We start from the raw sequence: 17,478 nt of genomic DNA on the forward strand, positions 1-17,478 counted from the left end.
TGGTGAGCACGTCAACAAGGGCAACCACGGGAACAGCCGGCTCGCTCCCCGGCTGGGAGCACCCGGAACTCGCCCTGCGCGGATCAACCGGCCATCTACTGCGCCGCGCGATGCAGGTGTACACGTCGGTGTGGACGAGCACCGTTTCCGACAAGCTCACGTCACCGCAGTTCGCCGTGCTCGCCGTGCTGTCCACCGAGGAATCGCTGGACCAGCAGACCATCGGCGCCCGGGCCGGGCTGGACAAGTCCACCTGCGGCCACCTCGTCGAGCATCTGGGCAAGCTCGGACTCGTCAGCGCCACCGTCGACCCGGCCAACCGCCGCCGCAAACTGGTGTCGCTCACCGAGCGCGGACGCGACACGCTGCGCACCGCGGCACCACTGCGAGCGCAGGCGGAGGAAACCGCACTCGCGGCCCTCACCGGCAAGGAGAAACGCGAGTTGAGCCGGCTGCTCGGCAAGATGACCGGGCTCAACCAGCCGGAGTGAGCCGGTCAGGATCAGCTCCGGCTTGCCCCGCAGGCGGTCCGCCGGCAGCGGTTCGGTTCGTCGGCGAACCTCGAGGCGAGGCGGTCCCGGCGCCGGTCGCTCCAGGTATCGAGGGTGTTCCGCGATCTGGTTCATGGTCGTCGTCCGATAGCCGCTGGTGACGAACAGATCCAGCGCCGCGCGCCCGCAGCTCCTGGCGGTGGTGGTCACGACGGTCTTCGGCCACGGTGGCCGCGGCCTGTTCCGGCGAGCCCCGTGAGATCCGTCAGCGGACCGTGCCCGGGATGACGACCGGGGCCGCAGCTCTCCATGGCGTGGCTGGCGGCGATCCAGCAGATCGGCCGAGTACAGCACCTCGCCCTCCGGCGCCCAGCCGAACGTGTCGCGCGGCCCGATGTCGACCAGCCGGGCGGTGACCCCGCCGACCGCGATGCCGGGAGTTCCGGCGAGGAGGCCGGTGGTCACTCCGGTTCGGACAGCACCACGCGGAGCTGGTCCACCAGGGTCGCGGTCGGCAAGGAGTTGGTCCTGAGCACGGTCTGGGAGATGAAAGTGCCCAGCCCCAACGCGATCAGCGCCCATGCGCTGTCGGAGCTGACCCGCCTGCCGGGTTGAAGCCGGCCGAGCAGGGTCAGCAGCGCGTCGTGCAGCTGGATCACGTCGTGCCGCTGGGAGTCCCGGATCTGCGGGACCCGGATCGACTCGGCCCAGAACTGGACGATCAGCGACGTCGCCTCGTCGGTGTCGAGCACCGTGGCCATCTCGCGGTGGATCACGTCGATGATCTCGGGCACCCGCAACGGCGGCTCGACCTCCGCCGCGTCGTGCAGGGCGGCCAGCACCGGGCGCATCGCCGAGTCCAGCAACGCTTCGATGATCGCCTGCTTGCTGCGGAAGTACCCGTAGACCGCACCGGAGGACAATCCCACCTCGGCGAAGATGTCCGGCATCGACGTGGCATGGAAACCCTTGCGGGCAAAGCAAAGGGTGGCGGCGTCGAGGATCTGCCGCCGACGCTTGTCGCGGTGCTCCTGGCTCACACGGGGCATACCGCACTGTAGCCCGGCGGCGATCTTGACGACCGGAGCCGCCCAGGCTACCGTAAAACGAATGATCATTCGGTTTACGGTAGCGAGGTAACGCGCCCATGGAGTTCAAGACGATCAACCCCCAGGTGATCGCGCAGTTCCGCAGCGGTCACGAGATCGAGGGCGTGCCGGGGGTGACCCGGGAGAACCACATCCTCCTGACCACCCTCGGCCGCAAGAGCGGCCGCAGGCAGACGATCCCGCTGCGGGTGTTCCACACCCACGGCGACCGGCTGGTCGTGGTGGCCGGGAACGGCGGCCGGGCACCGAATCCGGGCTGGTACCTCAACCTGCTGGCCGAGCCGCGGGTCACGATCGAGGACGCCGCCGAGACCTACGACGCCGTGGCGACCGAGATCACCGGCGGCGAGCGGGACGAGCTCTGGCAGCTGTTCAAGGAACAGAATCCCGGCATGACCGAGTATCTGGCCGGTGCGGCGGGGCGGGTCATCCCCGTCATCGCCCTCACCAGGAGCCGGGCGGCCAAGTGAGCGCCCAGGTCGTGCTGATCACCGGCGGTGGGACCGGCATCGGCCGGGCCACCGCGGAGCTGTTCGCCGAACGGGGCTGGCGGGTGATGATCAGCGGACGGCGGGCGGCCCCGCTCGCGGAAACCGCCGGCCTGAACCCGGGCATCGGCTATCAGGTCGCCGACGTGGCCGCCCCGGAACAGGCGGAAACGCTGGTGGCGCACACCATCGACGTCCACGGGCGCCTCGACGCACTGGTGAACAACGCGGGCATGTTCGCCGCCGCGACCCTGGACACCATCGACGACGATCGGATCACCCGGCTGTTCCGGACCAACGTGTTCGCCCCCTCGCAGCTGCTGCGGGCGGCACTCCCCCACCTCAAGATCACCGGCGGCTCCGTCGTCAACGTGACCAGCGCCGTCGCCCAGCGGCCCCAGGCCTTCGGTGCGGCCTACTACGGCGCTTCCAAGGCCGCCCTGGACCATCTGACCCGCGCGTGGGCGGCGGAACTGGCCGGCGCCGGGGTCCGGGTCAACGCCGTGGCCCCCGGCCCGACCGATACGCCCGTCCAGGAAGTGGGCGGGTCCCCGGAGGAAACCACCCGGCAGAAGGAGGCGCAGGCCGGGAACCTTCCGCTGCGGCGGATGGGTGAGCCCGGCGAGGTCGCCCGCTGGATCCACCTGCTCGCCGACCCCGCCTCGGACTGGGTGACCGGACAGGTCCTCGCGGTCGACGGCGGCCTGACCATCGCCTGATCTTCAAGCACAGCAACGTTCCTCGACACCTTGGGGTGGACATGAGCACACGTATTCTCATCGTCGGCGCCGGCCTGACCGGGCTGGCCCTGGCTTCCGGGCTGCGCCACCGTGGCGTCGACCCGGTCGTGGTGGAGCAGGCGCCGATCATCACCGAGGCGGGCTGGGCGATCGGGCTCGGCCCGCGGCACCTCGCCGCGCTGGACCGGCTCGGCCTTACCGACCGTGGCCACTGGCCCGGCTACCAGGCCGAAAAGTACCTGATGTTCGACGCCCGGACCGGGCTGATCGACAAGATCGTCAACGACGTCCCGCTCATGTTCAACCGGTCCGACCTCCAGTCGGCCTTGCTGGACGGCGTTTCCGACCTGGTGCGGACCGGGGTCCGGCCGAGCGCGATGACCGACGCCGGTGACGTTGTCGAGGTCGAGTTCGACAACGGCGAGCGCGGCACCTTCGATGCCGTCATCGGCGCCGACGGCATCAATTCCTGGACCCGCCGCCGGGTCCTCGGCGGGCCGGACGCCACCTACACCGGGACCTCGGTGGTCCGGTTCCAGGCCGCCACCCCGGACCCGGCGCTGACCGTGACCGGACTCGCCGCCGGCGGGCAGGACGCGACGCTGGCGTACTTCCTGATGGACGGCGGCAAGAAGATCCACGGAGTCGTGTTCCTGCACGGCGCACCGGGAAACCGGCGGGACCTGGGCCCGGCCCGGCTCGCGGACCTCTTCCCGGGCCTCAGCGGCCCGTTGACCGTCCTCACCGACGTGATGCGCACCGACCCGGTCAGCTACTTCACCGACATCAACCAAGCCGTGGTCGAGACCTGGGCCCGCAACCGGGTAGCGATCGCCGGTGACGCCGCCCACGCGATGTCCCCGGTACTCGGTCAAGGAGCCGGAGCCGGGTTCGAAGACGCCGCGATGCTGGCCGAGCTGCTCACCACACCGCGGCTGCCGATCCCGCTCGCACTGGCCAGCTACGAAAAGCTCCGCAAGCCCGAAGCCCAGTCCCTCCAACGGCTTTCCCACGCCACCAGCCAGGCGCTGGGCACGTCCACCCTGCCGAGCCAGATCTTCGGCCAGGTCGCCGACCGTCCCGGCGGGGTCCGGGCATGAGCAACCGGATCCTCATCGTGGGCGGCGGGCTCACCGGACTGGCGCTGGCCGCCGGGCTCCGCCACCGGGGCGTCGACCCGGTGGTCGTCGAGCAGGCACCGGTCATCACCGAGGCCGGCTGGGGCATCGGCCTCAGCGACCCCCACATCGCCGCGCTGGACCGGCTCGGCATCACCGATCGCGACAACTGGACGAGGTTCCGGCCGGACCGGCACCTCATGTTCGACGGCGACACCGGACTGCTCGAGGCCATCCGCCACGAGACCGCGATGCTGTTCTCCCGCACGGATCTGCAGCAGTCGCTGTACGAACCCGTCGCCGACCTCGTCCGCACCGGGATCCGCCCCAGCGCGCTGCACGACCTCGGTGACGCCGTCGAGGTCGAGTTCGACCACGGCGCCCGCGAAACCTTCGACGCCGTCATCGGCGCCGACGGCATCAACTCCTGGACCCGCCGCCACGTCCTCGGCGGACCGGACGCCACCTACACCGGAGTCGCCATCGCGCGATTCCACCTGCCCAACACCGACCCCGCGCTCAGGACCACGGCGCTTTCCCTCGACTCCACCGGGGTGCTCGGATACTTCCTGATGGACGGCGGACGGAAGTTCCACGGCATCGTGATGCTGCCCGGCGAGGAGGACAACCGCAGGGAGCTGAACGTCGCCGAGCTGGCGGCGCTGTTCCCGCGGGTGACGGGCCCGCTCACCGCCTTCAAGAACCTCATGTCCACCAACCCGAAAAGCTACTACGCCAACATCTACCAGGTCATGGTCGACGAGTGGGCACGGAACCGGATCGCGCTCATGGGCGATGCCGCGCACGCCATGAGCCCGATCCTCGCGCAGGGCACCGGAGTCGGCCTGCAGGACGCCGCGGTGCTGGCCGAGCTGCTCACGACCCCGGACCTCCCGGTGCCCATCGCACTGGCCAGCTACGAGAAACTCCGCAAGCCCGCGGCCCAGGCCATGCAACGCGCGTCCTACGAAGCCGGTCTCCAGATCGGCCGCAAGTCCGCGCCGACCGAGCTCTTCCCCGAGTTCATCACCCAGGACCGGCCCGCCGTCAGATGAGGCTCAGACCTCGTTGTTCCACATGCGGAACACACTGCACGCCCCGTCGTCGAAGGTCACGGTCCACAGGTTCGCGAAGGTACCGAGCTTGCGATAGGTCCCGGTGCCGCCGACCGCGGCGGTGTCCCCGCTGATCCCGAGCACGGTCCACGCGAAGCCCCAGCCGCCCTCCTGCCACTCGCGCCGGTCGAGCCAGCCGCGCACGATCTCCGCCCGGCCGATCCAGGACGTCTCGTACGGCCACTCGTGGTACTCGGCGTCCTCGGTGAAGAGCGCGGCGATGTCGGGCTCGGCCTCGGTCTTCCACGCGTGCACGTAGCGCTCGACCCACGCCTGGACCTCCGGCTCGGTGACGGCGTTCATCGTTTCCTCTCGACGGCGGGACCCCGGCAACCAGCATGCGCGACGCGGCCGGAGTCCCGGAACGGCCTGGCTTCCTGGGTGCGCGGCTCCTAGGAAGCGCGCTGTTACCGTGAGGTGGTGAGCGGCTCCGAACTGGGCGAATTCCTGCGCGCGCAGCGGGCCCGGCTGACCCCGGGCGACATCGGGATGCCCAGCCACGGCCCCCGTCGCGTCGCGGGCCTACGCCGTGAAGAGGTGGCCGTGCTGGCCGGCGTCAGCGCGGACTACTACGCACGCCTGGAACAGGGCCGCGAACGCAACCCGTCGAGCCCGGTCCTCGACGCGATCGGCCGCGCGCTGCGGCTGGACCCGGACGCCCTCGGGCACGCCTACCGGCTCGCCGGCCTCACCCCCAGCACCCCCGCACCACCTCGTGACGACGTCGACCCGGCCCTGCTGCGGCTGATGGGCACCTTCCCGGCCGCGGTCGCCTACGTCACCAACCGCCGGCTCGACCTGCTCGCCACCAACGCCCTCGCCGACGCTCTGCTCGCACCGATCGGCAAGCCGGCCAACATGGTGCACGCGCTGTTCACCGATCCGGCCGCCCGCACGCTCTTCGCCGACTGGGACACCATCGCCGCGAGCGCGGTCGACGCGCTACGGCTGGCCAGCGGCTACGACCGGGCCGACGTCGCCGGGATCGTCGGCGAACTGCGCGACGCCAGCCCGGAGTTCGCGGCCAGGTGGCAGGACAACCGGGCCCACGGCCTGGCCGGGACCACCAAACGGTTCGACCACCCCGAAGTGGGCCGCATCGAGCTGACCTACCAGACCTTCGACGTCCGCGGCGCGTCCGGCCAATACCTCCTGGTCGGCACCGCCGAACCGGGCAGCCCCAGCGCCGACGCCCTCGCCCTGCTCGGCTCCCTGCACGCCACCGCCTGAACCAGGGTGCGCCACACCCAGGTAACCGCGCCCTCCTTCCGCCCCCGGCCGGAGCGGCACGCTCGATCGTGAAACCGCCACCCGATCGAGGGGAACACCCGCATGACCACCGGCAGCAAGATCGTCCTGATCACCGGGGCGAGCAGCGGCATCGGTGCAGCGACCGCGCGGCAGCTGGCCGCCGACGGCCACCACGTCGTCCTCGGCGCCCGCCGCACCGACCGGCTTTCCGCACTGGCACAGGAAATCCGGGCCGGCGGCGGCCAGGCCGACCACCACGAACTCGACGCCACCGACCTCGGCGGCATGCGCGCCTTCGCCGAAGCCGCCCACGCACAGCACGGCCGGGTGGACGTCCTCGTCAACAACGCCGGCGTGATGCCACTGTCCACTCTGGACCGACTGCGGGTCGGCGACTGGAACCGGATCATCGACGTCAACCTGCGCGGCACCCTGCACGGCATCGCCGCCGTCCTCCCGCTCATGCGCGCCCGCGGGACCGGCCACATCGTGAACGTCGCGTCCACCTCGGCCTACCGCGTCGACCCGACCGCGGCGGTCTACTGCGCCACCAAGTTCGCCGTCCGGGCCCTGTCCGAAGGCCTGCGCCAGGAGAACACCGCACTGCGCGTCACCATCGTCAGCCGACGTGAACGAACTGGTCGTCCGACCCACCGCGCAGTCCTGAAAGGACCTTCGCCGCCTGCTGCTTCCATGAACGTCACCCACCCCGTGACTCCGACCTGATTCGGCCGGCCGCGGGCACTTCGTCGCAGACGTGGTCGCCGATCATCCGGCGGTACAGGGCGAAGGCGGCCACGAAGCCGAGCGCCGTCATCAGCAGCGTCAGGACGCGGACGATGCCGAGCACACCGACCGATCCGCACAGGTACAGGGGCAGCTGGACCGCCACCGCCACGACGGCCACGATCAGCAGGACAGCGGTCGCCGCCGAGTAGGCGCGGCGCCGCAGCCGGCACCGCCGCCACGCCGTGCCCGACCCGGTCGCCAGCGAGGCGAGCAGCCCGGCCGGGGACAGGCCGGCCAGTTGCAGCGCCACCGCGACGAGAATGCCCAGGCCGGTGAGGACGATCTCGGGCAGGAAGAAGTTGACCGCCGAACTCGACAGCAGTGTCGTCAGCGCGGCGGGGGCCAGCAGGGCGAGCCCGGTCAACGGCCGCAGCGACCGCTCCCCCGCCAGCAGCCGCCACACCGTGAAAGCGGCGGTAAGCAGCACCGCGGTCGTCACGGCAGCGAAAAGGTTGCCGCGCAAGGAAACCACAAGCGTGAACGCCAGTGCGGGCAGCGCTGCTTCGAGGACCGCCCTGATCCGCCCGGCGGTCATGAACGCCTCGTGATCGCCGGGTCGGCGGTCCCGGTGAACGCGACGAAGATCGCCACCGTGATCAGCGCGGCCGCGCTCGCCACCAGCCGGTCGGGGTAGTGCGACATGTGTCCTCCTGGGACGGTGCCGGGGTCAGGGCCGTCACCAGGTGACGGGCAGCGAGTGCACGCCGTAGATCTCCATGTCGGTTCGCAGGACGACCTCCTGCGGACCGACAGCGAGACGCAGCGTGGGGAATCGTTCGAACAGGCGACGAAAACCGATCCGCAGCTCCACCCGCGCGAGCTGCTGGCCGAGGCATTGGTGGATGCCGTGACCGAAGGCGAGGTGGTGGGTCCGCCCGCGGGTGACGTCGAGTTCGTCGGGGCGGTCGGTCAGCGCGGGATCCCGGTTGCTCGCCGACAGCAGGAGCAGGACGGTGTCCCCCGCTTGGATCCGGGCCCCGGCAATGGTGAAGTCGTCGGTGGCCACGCGGCCGGCGATGAACGCCGCGATGCTGAGATACCGCAGCAGTTCCTCGACCGCGCCAGGCAGCAGCTCCGGGTTTTCGCGGAGAAGCCTCAGCTGTCCAGGGTTTTGCAATAGCGCGAAAGTGCCTAGAGAAAGCATGTTGGCGGTGGTTTCGTGCCCGGCGATCAGCAGCAGCATGCCAATGCCGGCGATCTCCCGCTCGGTCAGGTCGGTGTCGGTGACCAGGCCGGAGATCAGGCGCTCGTCGGGACGGGCACGCTTCGCGCGCGCCAGCGCAGCCATGAACTCGAGGTACTCCTGGGCGGCCGCCTGCACCTGTGCCGGACTCAGGGTGCTGTCCTGCATGGCGCCGGACAGGTGCTGGAACAGGTCCCGATCGGCGTAGTCGACACCGAGCAGCTCGCAGATCGTCAGGGACGGGACCGGCAGCGCGAAGGTGCTCACGAGGTCCGCGGGCGCTCCGGCGGCGGCGAGGACGTCCAGCCGGTCGGCGACGATCTGCTCGATCCGGGGTTCCAGGGCACGCATCCGGCGGAGGGTGAACTGGGCCGTGAGCATCCGGCGGTAGCGCGTGTGCTCCGGGGGATCCATCGAGACGAACATCCCGGGCGGCGGCCCGCCCGATTGCCGGCCCGCACCCGGCCGCAGCAGGTGATGGGCGCGCGTGCGGTCGGCACTCAGCCGGGGTTCGGAGAAGAGGGCGCGGGCCTCGGCGTGGCCGGTGACGACCCAGCCGTCGGCGCCACTGGGAAACACGACACGGCTCACCGGGGGCAGGGCGGCCAGGAGGCGGGGCGGATCGAACAGGTTGTCACGCTCGACCGAGAGGCGTGGAGGCGTGCCGTCGGTGATGGTCATGAACCGATACCTCGATCTCGGACGGGTCGGCGAGCGCTGCGCCGTTGACCATCCGAACGTAGCACATACTGTCACTAAGCGACAATTTGTCTTTCAGTGACAGTTGACTAGGATGAGCCGAACGAACGGACCGGCGCACCAGGAGGAGGTGGTTCCGCGATGCGGGAGGCGCAGCCGCGGCAGGCCTCAGCGGTCGGCAATCGCTCCGGCAAGGGGCGGCCGCCGATGACCGATCGGCGCAAAGCCATCCAGCGGCTCGAGATCGCCCGGCAGGCGGCGAAGCTTTTCGCCGCGCAGGGCGTGGCAGGCACCTCCGGCGAGCAGATCGCGGACGCCGTCGGCATCTCGGTCCGCACACTCTGGCGCTACTTCCCCACCAAGGAAAGCTGCGTACAGCCGCTGCTGTCGGAAGGCATCGACGCCTTTCTCGACCAGCTGCGTTCCTGGCCTGCCGGCACGCCCCTGCTGGATCACCTGCGAGCGGCATACTCACACGGCGGCGTCGTGTCCGCGGCAGACGCCGCGGCACGACAGGAGGTCGTGAGGATGTGCCGGGAGGAACCGGGACTGCGTGCCGTCTGGCTGCAGACCCAGCACGACGCCGAGCCGACGTTCGCCGAAGTGATCGCGCACCGCCTCAGCCTTCCCACGGAGGCGCTCGAAGTGCGGGTCCAGGCGGGAATGCTCAACGTCGCCCTCCGCATCGCCGCCGAGGACCAGGCGGACGGCAGGTCCGACGGCCTGATCGAGGCCATCCGGGCCAGCGTCGAAGGCTTCCGGCTCTGACCGTCTGCCGACCTCGACGAGCTGGCCGGCTGCGAAACTCAGGCGAGCAGCCGCTCGAGTGCGTCGGCGGCGGCCGGCGCGCCACCGGCGTCGCGGATCACCTTGGCCATGTCGGCGAGGTTCGCTTTGATCGAGGGGTCGTCCGCGACGGCGTCGACGGTCTCGCGCAGGACGTCCGCGGTCGGCTCCGCGGGCAGCCGGCGCCCGAGTCCGAGTTCCTCCACACGGCGGGCGTTCGCCGACTGCTCGCCCATTTGCGGCACGCTCACCATCGGCACCCCGGCGGCGAGTGATTCCATCGTCGAATTCATCCCCGAGTGGGTGAGGAACGCGGTGGCGCGGCCGAGCACCGCGGGTTGCGGGAAGTACGGCCGCACCTCGAAGTTGGCCGGGATCGGGCCGAGCCCGGCGCGATCCACCTGATCGCCGATCGCCATGGCGACCCGCCAGCTCGTCCCGCCGAACGCCTCGAGGCACAGCCGGAAGAACTCCGGCCGGTTGTTCATGGCGGTGCCCAGCGAGATGAACAACAGCCGGGTACCGGGAGCAGGCGGCTGCCATCCGTCGGCGCCTTCGCGGCCTTCGACGGAGGGGCCGACGAAAACAAACCGGTCGTCGAAGCTGTCTCCCGCGAACTGGAACCGGCGCGGCAGGAAAACGAGGTTCAGCTCTTCGGCCACGGGGGCGAAGAGTGCGCCCACCGGCCGGGAAACGCCGCTCTCCCCGGCGAACCGGCGGATCCGCTCCAGCGCGCCGGCCAGCTCGGGGACGCCGGCGTCGAGCCCGGGGAACAATTCCTCTCGCAGCGCGTAGTGCTCGTTGGAGGCGAAGCTGGTGAACAGCTGTACCGCGGGAACGTCCAGCAGCGCGGCGAGCATCGGCCCGGCGGGCATCATCCCGTCGTAACACACCACGTCGGGCCGGTCTCGTTCGAAACGGGCGAGCAGCTCCGGCAGGGTCCGCCGGGTTTGCGCGATGACCGTGTCCGCCATGATGCCCATGAGCTCCGGGGTGAACTCGATCTTGCCCGGCGGCCGCCTCGGGCGCTCCCATTCCGGCAGCTCGGCGAAGTCCGCGCCGGCGCCGGTGACCGCGCTCCGGAAGGGCTCCGCGATGGGATAAGTGACCCGATGGCCACGGCGGACCAGCTCCCGCACGAGCGGCAGCGTCGGGTTGACGTGGCCGTGCGCGGGCATGCTGACGACGGCGATGTGCTTGGTCATGATCCCCCCTGGGTTGGACCGGCTTGCGCCGACGACGCCGACCGGCTTGTATCGCAGCAGCCGATCCAAGATAGAGGACGTACAGACCTCTATCTTAGGCGTGATCCAGAGAGGTGTGCAAGATCGTCCATGGCGCCCCCCGAACCGTCCGTCGATCACCGCACCCTGAGCCGGCGCCGCGGCAAGGAGCTCGACGACGCCATCCTCGACGCGGCGCTGGCGGAGCTGACCGAGTACGGGTACGCGGCCTTCAGCCTCGACCGGGTCGCCGAACGGGCCCGCACCGGCAAGACCTCGGTCTACAAACGCTGGCCCGGACGCCCGGAGATCGTGATCGCCCTGCTGAGCCGGCTGCCCGACCGCATCGAGCTGCCCGACACCGGTGACCTGCGCGAGGATCTGCTCGCCCTGCTACGGACCTTCGCGGACCGGCTCGCCGGACCGCTCGGCCAGGTGATGCCGGGCCTGCTCGCCGAGTCGATCAAGGACCCCGAACTGCGCGACGCCTTCCGCGCGCACATCTTCGCCGCCCGTCCCCTGCCCACCCAGCAGATCCTGCGGCGGGCCATCGAACGCGGGCAGGCCAGGAGTTCGGCGGCGGACCGGCAGGTGGCGATGGTCGGCCCGGCGCTCGTCCGCGAGCACTTCCTGCTCCACGGCGCCCCCATCCCCGAATCGGTGCTCGTCGACATCGTCGACCACACCGTGCTCCCCCTCGTGACACCGTGACCATGGCGGCGACCAGGCCGGGTGGTCACGCCGAAGTGCGCGGTTTGGCCTCCCATTCCGGGGGAAGCCCGACCACTCGCAGGACCCGGGCCGGCGAAGACCCGGGCGGGCGCCGGGCGGTCAGGGCCGCCAGTGCCGGCAGATCGTCGTTGACGTCGAGGAAGGCGCCGGACAGCACGTCGTAGCGGCCCTCCGCCAGGTCGGCGATCATCCGGGCGGCGGCTTCCGGCGGATCGGGGAATCGCCCGGCCGGAACGAGTCCCCGCTCGAGGGCCTTGGCGACCGAGGGGTTGACGACCCCGCCGGGGTGCAGGCTGAACGCGAGCACGCCGTGGTCGCGGGTCTCGGCGGAGATGCTCTCGCTGAGCCGGATCGCCGCCGCCTTGGCCACCGCGTAGTCGCCGGCCCCGGGCATGGCCGCGGTGCCCGCGCGGCTGGCCACCGTGATGATCCGCCCCGCTTTCCGCGCCAGCATGGACGGCAGCACGGCCCGGGCGAACAGATAGGGCCCGTAGACATTGGCGAGCAGCGTTTCCCGCCATACTCGCGGATCGCTGTCCGCGATGGCCGCGTGGACCGAGGTGGTCCCGCCGGCGTTGTTCACCAAGGTCGTCACCGGGCCGAAAGCCTCCTTCGCCCGCGCCACCGCCGCTTCGGCGTGATCGGGATCCGAGACGTCACCGGGCACCGTTTCGACCTGAACGCCGCGATCACGCAGCTCACCGGCCACCTCGGCCAGAACTTCCCGACGACGCCCGGTGAGTACCAGCGCGGCACCGCGCGCACCGAGCTCGGCCGCGATGGCGCGGCCGATCGTGCCGGTCGCGCCAGTCACCAGGACTACTTCGCCATCGAGCACCTTGTCCTCCTTCTTCGTGAACGTCGGGTCAGGCAGCAGCGTCGGAGAGCGCCGCAAGCTCCGCGGGCGTCAGTTCCAGGGAAACCGACGCCAGGAGGTCCGGCAGCTGCCCGGTAGTGCGAGCGCTGGCAATGGGAGCAGCGACGGTGGGTTGCGCGCCCAGCCAAGCGAGGGAGACCGAGGCAACCGACGCCCGGTGCGCCCTCGCGACCTCGTCGAGCACGGCCAGGACCCGCTCGCCACGGGCATCCAAGTAGGCCAGCGCACCCGCGGCCCGCGGGCTTTTCCCTGCGTCTTCGTCGGAGCGGTACTTGCCGGTCAGGAAGCCGCCGGCCAGCCCGAAGTACGGCAACGTCGCGAGCCCTTCGCGGGCGACCAGCGGCGCCAGTTCCTCTTCGTAGCCGCGTTCGACCAGGTTGTAGTGCGGCTGCAGCGCGACGTACCGCGCGAAACCTTCGCGGTCCGAGACGGCCAAGGCCTCGGCCAGCCGGGACGCGGTGTAATTCGAGGCCGCGATGTAACGGACCTTGCCCGAGCGGACCAGTCCGTCGAACGCCTGCAAGGTCTCCTCGAGAGCGGTACCGGCGTCGTCACCGTGCGCGTAATACAGGTCGAGGTAATCGGTCTGGAGGCGTTCGAGGGAGTCTTCGGCCGCGGCGGCGATGTTCTTCGCCGACAGGCCGGGGCGCGTGCCCAGGCTGCCGACCTTCGTCGCGACCACCACGTCGTCGCGACGGCCGCGCCGGGTCAGCCACTTGCCGATGATCGTCTCGGATTCGCCGCCGACGTGGCCGGGAACGAAGGCGGAGTACGAATCCGCGGTGTCGATGAAGTTCCCGCCGGCCGCCGTGTAAGCGTCGAGAACGTCGAACGACTGCTGTTCATCGGCGGTGAAGCCGAATACGTTGCCGCCGAGGTTCAGTCCGAAGACGTCGAGATCGGAGCTGCCGATTTTCGTCATGTCCCACTGCTCTTTCCGGATAGGTGGTGCAGGCGTTCACACGTGCGGCCGAGGGGCACCGCCGCCTCGGCCAGGCCGATCTGCTCGGCGATCTCGCGCCGCACCACGTCGGAACCCGGGCAACGGGCCCATAGGCGCATGGGTGATCATCGAAGACAGGTTCACGATCACGCCCTGCGCCATCATCGACGGGACGAGCGCGGTGTTGAGCCGGACAGCCGCCAGGAAATTGATGTCCAGCGAGGCCCGCCAGCTCGGCCGGTGGAGGTGGGAATGTCATGGCCTTGTCCTCTCTGGTGCGGGCTACCTCCGGGAGCGCTCAGGAAGTCAGTGCCGGACCGGGCAAGTCGGGCGTCAGGGGCTCGCCGTCGAGCAGCTCGGCCCAGCGCGTGTAGAAGTACCGGGCGCCGATGTCATTGGTCATGTGGCCGGTTTTCCCGTTGAACGGCGGGATCCGGTCGTCGTCATGATCGAGGCCGAAGCCCATCTGGTAGTTCAGCGGCATCTGCCGGGCGATGTGGCCGCGGGACACGGCCTGGATCTCCGACCAGTTCTCGCTGTCGTCGGTCTCGAAGATGCCGGAGGTCGAGAAGCTCAGGGACACCTTGCTGATGAGCTTGCGCCGGGTGTCGTCGTCGGCGTCCGCGGGCACCATGACCCACGACCAGATGTCCATCCCGGCCGGTCCGCGGGGCTGCCAGACCCGGAACAGCCCGCTGCCCAGCGCGGAGAAGTTCGGGAACACGTTCAGGTGCGCCACCCGCAGCGACGGGACGGGTGTGTCGACTTCGGCCCCGCGCATGGACAACGGGAGACGGGCCGGGGTGACCAGCGCACCGGCGTGGCCGAGCGCCGAACCGATCTGCAGGCTGTCGCGGTCCATCCCCATGGCGGTCACGTCGGTGTCCAGGGCGGTCGCCGCGGAGGCGTGCGCGGTCGCACCGTGATAACCGTCACTGGCGAACTGTTCGGCGGCGAGTTTCCAATTGCCGACCAGCCGCCATTTCATCGGGCCGACGAACTCGATGTGGTCGTACCGGGTGAGCATCGGGTCCAGCAGCGGTCCCGCGTCGGCGAGGTATTCGGCCAGCGCCGGCGCTTCCTCGTCCCAGCAGCCGAAGACCAGGCCGTGGTAGGTCTCGATGCGGGGGACCTGGATCAGCGACCAGCCGGGCTTGTCCAGCCGGTGGTGGTAGGCGTGGTCCTCCATCGGCACGTCCACGAGGGCGCCGCCGCCGTTGTAGGACCAGCCGTGGTACGAGCAGGTGAAGCGCTGCGTATTGCCCAGATCCTGCCGGCACACACGCATACCGCGGTGCCGGCAGACATTGAGGAACGCCCTGAGGCCGCCATCACGCTGGCGGCTCACGATGACCGGGTCCTCGCCCATCAGGGCGGTCACGAAGTCACCGGGCTTGGCCAGCTGGGATTCGTGGGTCAGGAACAGCCAGCTGCGGGCGAACACCGTGGCGAGTTCACGCCGGTAGATTTCCTCGGAGTGCAGGACTTCCGGGTTCAGGGTGCCGATCTTGTCGAAGTCGATCAGGTCCTGGTAGGACATTGCTCCTCCGGTTTCGCCAAGCTCAAGGGGTTCAGAAGAAGAGGCCGAGGTTCTTGGCCAGCACCAGCGACTGGGCCAAGTGGATCGTCCGGTCCAGCACGCGGAAAACCGGTTCGCCGCCGGGAGAACCGCCGTCGACGAGCAGATCGTCGCGGTGGCCGGCGAAGGTGTCGACGTCGTCCTGCAGACGGTTGCGGTAGAGCAGGAACGCCGACCGCACCTCGTAGGTGCCGGGCCGCTCGCCCGCCCGCGCTTGGACGCCGGTGATGAGCCGGGTGGTCCGGGGCGGCGGATTGTCCGACCAGGCGGTCGGCTGCTGCACCCGGCGGATGCGGATCGCCAGGCTTTCGTGGCTGTCGTCGTAGTGCGCGAGCTCCCGGCTGCCGGTGCTTTCCAGGGGCAGGTCGCGGTGCAACCGGTTGCGGCGGACCGGCATCCGGTAACGGATGTCTTCGTGCAACAGGTCGTACCAGTCGTTGTAACGGGCTTCGTCCAGGAGCTGGGCTTCGAAGAACAGGAACTGCTCGATGGCGTGCTGGGTCGCCGGCCCGGCAAACGCCGGTCTGGCCACCGCGGGGCCGCCGGCCTGGCGCGGGCGGTAGGCCTGGGTGGAGATCTGCATCAGTCACTCCCCCCGCTCGTGCGGCCGCCGAGGTAGATCTGGCCGTCGTCGACCTGGATCTGCCACGTGGCCACCGGTTCGATCGCCGGGTACGCGAGCGCCTCGCCGGTGCGCAGGCAGAACGTGCCGAAATGGGCCGGGCACTCGACCGTTTCGCCGTCGAGGTAGCCCTCCCGGAGTTCGGCATCACCGTGGGTACAGCGGTTGGCGATCGCCCGGATACCGGTTTCGGTGTGGAACACGGCCACTTCGCCGTCGGGTGTTTCGACCCGGACCGCGTCCCCCACCGGGAGGTCGGCGAGCGCGCCGACCCGGTGCCAAGTGGTGTTCGTCGTCATGCCACGACGGTAGGAGCGGGTTCGGACGCAAGTAAACAGCTGAATACTTCGGCCCGTGTTTACACTGGTAATCAACGTGTATCCGAAGGAGCATTGTTTACATGTCGGAGATCAAGAAGCGCAACGCCGCGAAGACCAAGGCCGCGATCCTGCGCGCGGCCGCGATCTTGTTCGCCAAGCAGGGCTACCAGGAGACCACCGTGCGCGCGATCGCGGCCGAGGCGGGCTGCAACCCGGCCCTGATCAGCCGCTACTTCGACGGCAAGGCATCGCTGTACGCGATGGTCGTCGGCGAGAAGATGCCCGGCCACCGCACGATGACCAGCGACGTGCGAACCGGGGCGCGGGCACGGGAACTCGTCCAGCGGCAGCTCGACCTGGCCCACCGGATCAGCTACGAGGAGCACCGGGACCGGGTCAGCATCCTGCTGCGCTCGGCCGGACCCGGCGCGTCCGGTGAAGCGATCCGCCAACTGCTCGACCAGCTCCTCGCGGCCCCGTTCGGCCAGCACGTCGACGGCCCGGACGCCGGGCTGCGCGCGAGCCTGCTGTTCGTCCAGCTGTTCGGCCTGAGCCTGCTCCGCGACATGGTCGGGCTGCCCCAGCTCGCCGAAGCCTCCGACGCGGAGATCCTCTGGTACCTCACCCCCGCCATCCACCAGATCCTCGTCCCCGCCCGGTCCTACCCGGCCGGCGCGGCCCGGAAGCGCCCCCGCCCGTGAGGTCCCCGGGGTGACGCCGTGCGGCCCATCCCCTACGAGACGCGGCAACGGTCGTCGTGGACCACACCCGCGCACGGGAAGCCCCTTCGTGACCTGAGTCCTTGCCTTCCTCGCGAACGTGCTGCTTTGGCCGTTTCCTGTGCCAGCACCGCGGCGGACGAGGACAGGGTGGCTTTCTCGTCGTCGGATTCGATGCGGCGGATGCGGTTCGCCTCGGTGGCCACGGCGGCGCGGCGGGCTCCGAAGTAGAGCCCGGCGGCTCCGGCGATCACTGCGGCGATCGCGATCAGGTACCTTGGCAGTGAGGGGCTGATCGTGCGGGAACCGTCCGGGATGGTGCTGCTCAGGACGAGCTGGTCGTAGTTGACGACGATCGTCTTCACCGCGTTCAGCGGCTGCTTCGAGAATCCGCCGATGCCGTTGGTGATCTTCGATTCCGCGACGAAGGACTTGCCGAAGTTCGCGTCGTACGCGCCGGGGAACCTCGAGCAGGTGTAGTGGTCGAAATCGTCGGTTGCCGACGACGCGTTCGGCGATGCCAGATCGACATGCTGTCCGGGCGCGGCATACACCGGCGACGAGCGCAGCCGGCGGGCAGCCCGGCCGACCAGGTCTCCCAGCCGGCGAGCACGAGGCAGGCCAGGGTGACGAGCCCGAAGCCGCTCTTCAGGAAACGGCGTGCGCGGGTCATGCGAGGCTCCCCGGCAGGTAG

21 protein-coding genes are annotated in these 17,478 nt (G+C 70.0%); 10 read left to right on the forward strand and 11 right to left on the reverse strand.

All coding sequences use genetic code 11. The features are described 5' to 3' along the window. The first annotated feature begins 2 nt into the window (after positions 1-2). On the forward strand, positions 3-491 hold the full coding sequence (locus BMY97_RS42300) for a MarR family winged helix-turn-helix transcriptional regulator (protein WP_143086475.1): 489 nt from the start codon (positions 3-5) through the stop codon (positions 489-491). A gap of 461 nt (positions 492-952) precedes the next feature. Here the strand turns inward: BMY97_RS42300 and BMY97_RS42305 are convergent, their stop codons facing one another. After that, complete coding sequence (locus BMY97_RS42305; RefSeq protein ID WP_091628856.1) at positions 953-1,540, reverse strand: TetR/AcrR family transcriptional regulator; 588 nt, start codon at positions 1,538-1,540, stop codon at positions 953-955. 98 nt (positions 1,541-1,638) lie between these two features. Between BMY97_RS42305 and BMY97_RS42310 the strand changes: the two genes are divergently transcribed. Genes BMY97_RS42310 through BMY97_RS42325 form a run of 4 tightly spaced genes read left to right on the forward strand, consistent with a single transcriptional unit; the run spans position 1,639 to position 5,001 of the window. Then, positions 1,639-2,070, forward strand: a complete 432-nt coding sequence (locus tag BMY97_RS42310) for a nitroreductase/quinone reductase family protein (protein ID WP_091628857.1) — start codon at positions 1,639-1,641, stop codon at positions 2,068-2,070. Beyond that, positions 2,067-2,807 (forward strand): SDR family NAD(P)-dependent oxidoreductase, encoded by a 741-nt coding sequence (locus tag BMY97_RS42315; RefSeq protein WP_245787785.1) that lies wholly within the window; start codon positions 2,067-2,069, stop codon positions 2,805-2,807. Before BMY97_RS42310 ends, BMY97_RS42315 begins: the two co-directional genes overlap by 4 nt. A 41-nt stretch (positions 2,808-2,848) precedes the next feature. Next, on the forward strand, positions 2,849-3,928 hold the full coding sequence (locus BMY97_RS42320; protein WP_143086476.1) for an FAD-dependent oxidoreductase: 1,080 nt from the start codon (positions 2,849-2,851) through the stop codon (positions 3,926-3,928). After that, positions 3,925-5,001, forward strand: a complete 1,077-nt coding sequence (locus BMY97_RS42325) for an FAD-dependent oxidoreductase (RefSeq protein WP_091628861.1) — start codon at positions 3,925-3,927, stop codon at positions 4,999-5,001. The genes BMY97_RS42320 and BMY97_RS42325 overlap by 4 nt, the downstream gene beginning before the upstream one ends. A 3-nt stretch (positions 5,002-5,004) precedes the next feature. Here BMY97_RS42325 and BMY97_RS42330 read toward each other — a convergent pair whose 3' ends face one another. Then, a complete protein-coding gene (locus tag BMY97_RS42330) occupies positions 5,005-5,364 on the reverse strand; it encodes a nuclear transport factor 2 family protein (RefSeq protein WP_091628863.1) in 360 nt (119 codons plus the stop codon). 117 nt (positions 5,365-5,481) lie between these two features. Here BMY97_RS42330 and BMY97_RS42335 point away from each other — a divergent pair, with 117 nt between their 5' ends. Together BMY97_RS42335 and BMY97_RS42340 are read left to right on the forward strand one after the other, a co-directional pair. After that, positions 5,482-6,291 (forward strand): helix-turn-helix domain-containing protein, encoded by an 810-nt coding sequence (locus tag BMY97_RS42335; RefSeq protein ID WP_091628924.1) that lies wholly within the window; start codon positions 5,482-5,484, stop codon positions 6,289-6,291. Between the two features lie 102 nt (positions 6,292-6,393). Continuing rightward, positions 6,394-7,038, forward strand: a complete 645-nt coding sequence (locus BMY97_RS42340; protein WP_091628865.1) for an SDR family oxidoreductase — start codon at positions 6,394-6,396, stop codon at positions 7,036-7,038. On the opposite strand, the gene BMY97_RS42345 is transcribed toward BMY97_RS42340, so the two are convergent. Continuing rightward, positions 7,013-7,636 (reverse strand): DUF3159 domain-containing protein, encoded by a 624-nt coding sequence (locus BMY97_RS42345; protein ID WP_091628867.1) that lies wholly within the window; start codon positions 7,634-7,636, stop codon positions 7,013-7,015. The genes BMY97_RS42340 and BMY97_RS42345 overlap by 26 nt on opposite strands. Positions 7,637-7,777: 141 nt before the next feature. Beyond that, on the reverse strand, positions 7,778-8,965 hold the full coding sequence (locus BMY97_RS42350; RefSeq protein WP_091628869.1) for a cytochrome P450: 1,188 nt from the start codon (positions 8,963-8,965) through the stop codon (positions 7,778-7,780). 159 nt (positions 8,966-9,124) lie between these two features. Here BMY97_RS42350 and BMY97_RS42355 point away from each other — a divergent pair, with 159 nt between their 5' ends. Continuing rightward, on the forward strand, positions 9,125-9,751 hold the full coding sequence (locus BMY97_RS42355) for a TetR/AcrR family transcriptional regulator (RefSeq protein ID WP_091628871.1): 627 nt from the start codon (positions 9,125-9,127) through the stop codon (positions 9,749-9,751). 38 nt (positions 9,752-9,789) lie between these two features. Here BMY97_RS42355 and BMY97_RS42360 read toward each other — a convergent pair whose 3' ends face one another. Further along, the gene (locus BMY97_RS42360) at positions 9,790-10,974 is read right to left on the reverse strand and encodes a macrolide family glycosyltransferase (RefSeq protein ID WP_091628873.1); all 1,185 of its coding nucleotides are present in this window, start codon (positions 10,972-10,974) and stop codon (positions 9,790-9,792) included. A 129-nt stretch (positions 10,975-11,103) separates the two neighbouring features. Between BMY97_RS42360 and BMY97_RS42365 the strand changes: the two genes are divergently transcribed. After that, complete coding sequence (locus tag BMY97_RS42365) at positions 11,104-11,703, forward strand: TetR/AcrR family transcriptional regulator (RefSeq protein ID WP_091628875.1); 600 nt, start codon at positions 11,104-11,106, stop codon at positions 11,701-11,703. Between the two features lie 25 nt (positions 11,704-11,728). Here the strand turns inward: BMY97_RS42365 and BMY97_RS42370 are convergent, their stop codons facing one another. The 5 genes from BMY97_RS42370 to BMY97_RS42390 form a co-directional block, all read right to left on the reverse strand. Beyond that, positions 11,729-12,562 carry an SDR family NAD(P)-dependent oxidoreductase gene (locus BMY97_RS42370; protein WP_177231813.1) on the reverse strand — a complete coding sequence of 278 codons (834 nt, stop codon included), beginning with the start codon at positions 12,560-12,562 and terminating at the stop codon, positions 11,729-11,731. Between the two features lie 28 nt (positions 12,563-12,590). Continuing rightward, a complete protein-coding gene (locus BMY97_RS42375; RefSeq protein WP_091628879.1) occupies positions 12,591-13,523 on the reverse strand; it encodes an aldo/keto reductase in 933 nt (310 codons plus the stop codon). Positions 13,524-13,842: 319 nt separating this feature from the next. Then, positions 13,843-15,084 carry an aromatic ring-hydroxylating oxygenase subunit alpha gene (locus BMY97_RS42380; protein WP_091628881.1) on the reverse strand — a complete coding sequence of 414 codons (1,242 nt, stop codon included), beginning with the start codon at positions 15,082-15,084 and terminating at the stop codon, positions 13,843-13,845. 31 nt (positions 15,085-15,115) lie between these two features. Continuing rightward, positions 15,116-15,706, reverse strand: a complete 591-nt coding sequence (locus tag BMY97_RS42385; protein ID WP_091628883.1) for an aromatic-ring-hydroxylating dioxygenase subunit beta — start codon at positions 15,704-15,706, stop codon at positions 15,116-15,118. Beyond that, positions 15,706-16,044: a non-heme iron oxygenase ferredoxin subunit gene (locus BMY97_RS42390; RefSeq protein WP_091628884.1), complete on the reverse strand. Its 339-nt coding sequence runs from the start codon at positions 16,042-16,044 to the stop codon at positions 15,706-15,708. Before BMY97_RS42390 ends, BMY97_RS42385 begins: the two co-directional genes overlap by 1 nt. 101 nt (positions 16,045-16,145) lie before the next feature. Here BMY97_RS42390 and BMY97_RS42395 point away from each other — a divergent pair, with 101 nt between their 5' ends. Beyond that, positions 16,146-16,766 (forward strand): TetR/AcrR family transcriptional regulator, encoded by a 621-nt coding sequence (locus BMY97_RS42395; RefSeq protein WP_091628886.1) that lies wholly within the window; start codon positions 16,146-16,148, stop codon positions 16,764-16,766. 32 nt (positions 16,767-16,798) lie between these two features. Here the strand turns inward: BMY97_RS42395 and BMY97_RS42400 are convergent, their stop codons facing one another. After that, on the reverse strand, positions 16,799-17,338 hold the full coding sequence (locus BMY97_RS42400; RefSeq protein ID WP_091628887.1) for a hypothetical protein: 540 nt from the start codon (positions 17,336-17,338) through the stop codon (positions 16,799-16,801). Positions 17,339-17,478 lie beyond the last annotated feature (140 nt).

Origin of the sequence: Amycolatopsis saalfeldensis (assembly GCF_900110575.1) — a bacterium.
In the GTDB taxonomy this organism is placed as follows: Bacteria; Actinomycetota; Actinomycetes; order Mycobacteriales; family Pseudonocardiaceae; genus Amycolatopsis; species Amycolatopsis saalfeldensis.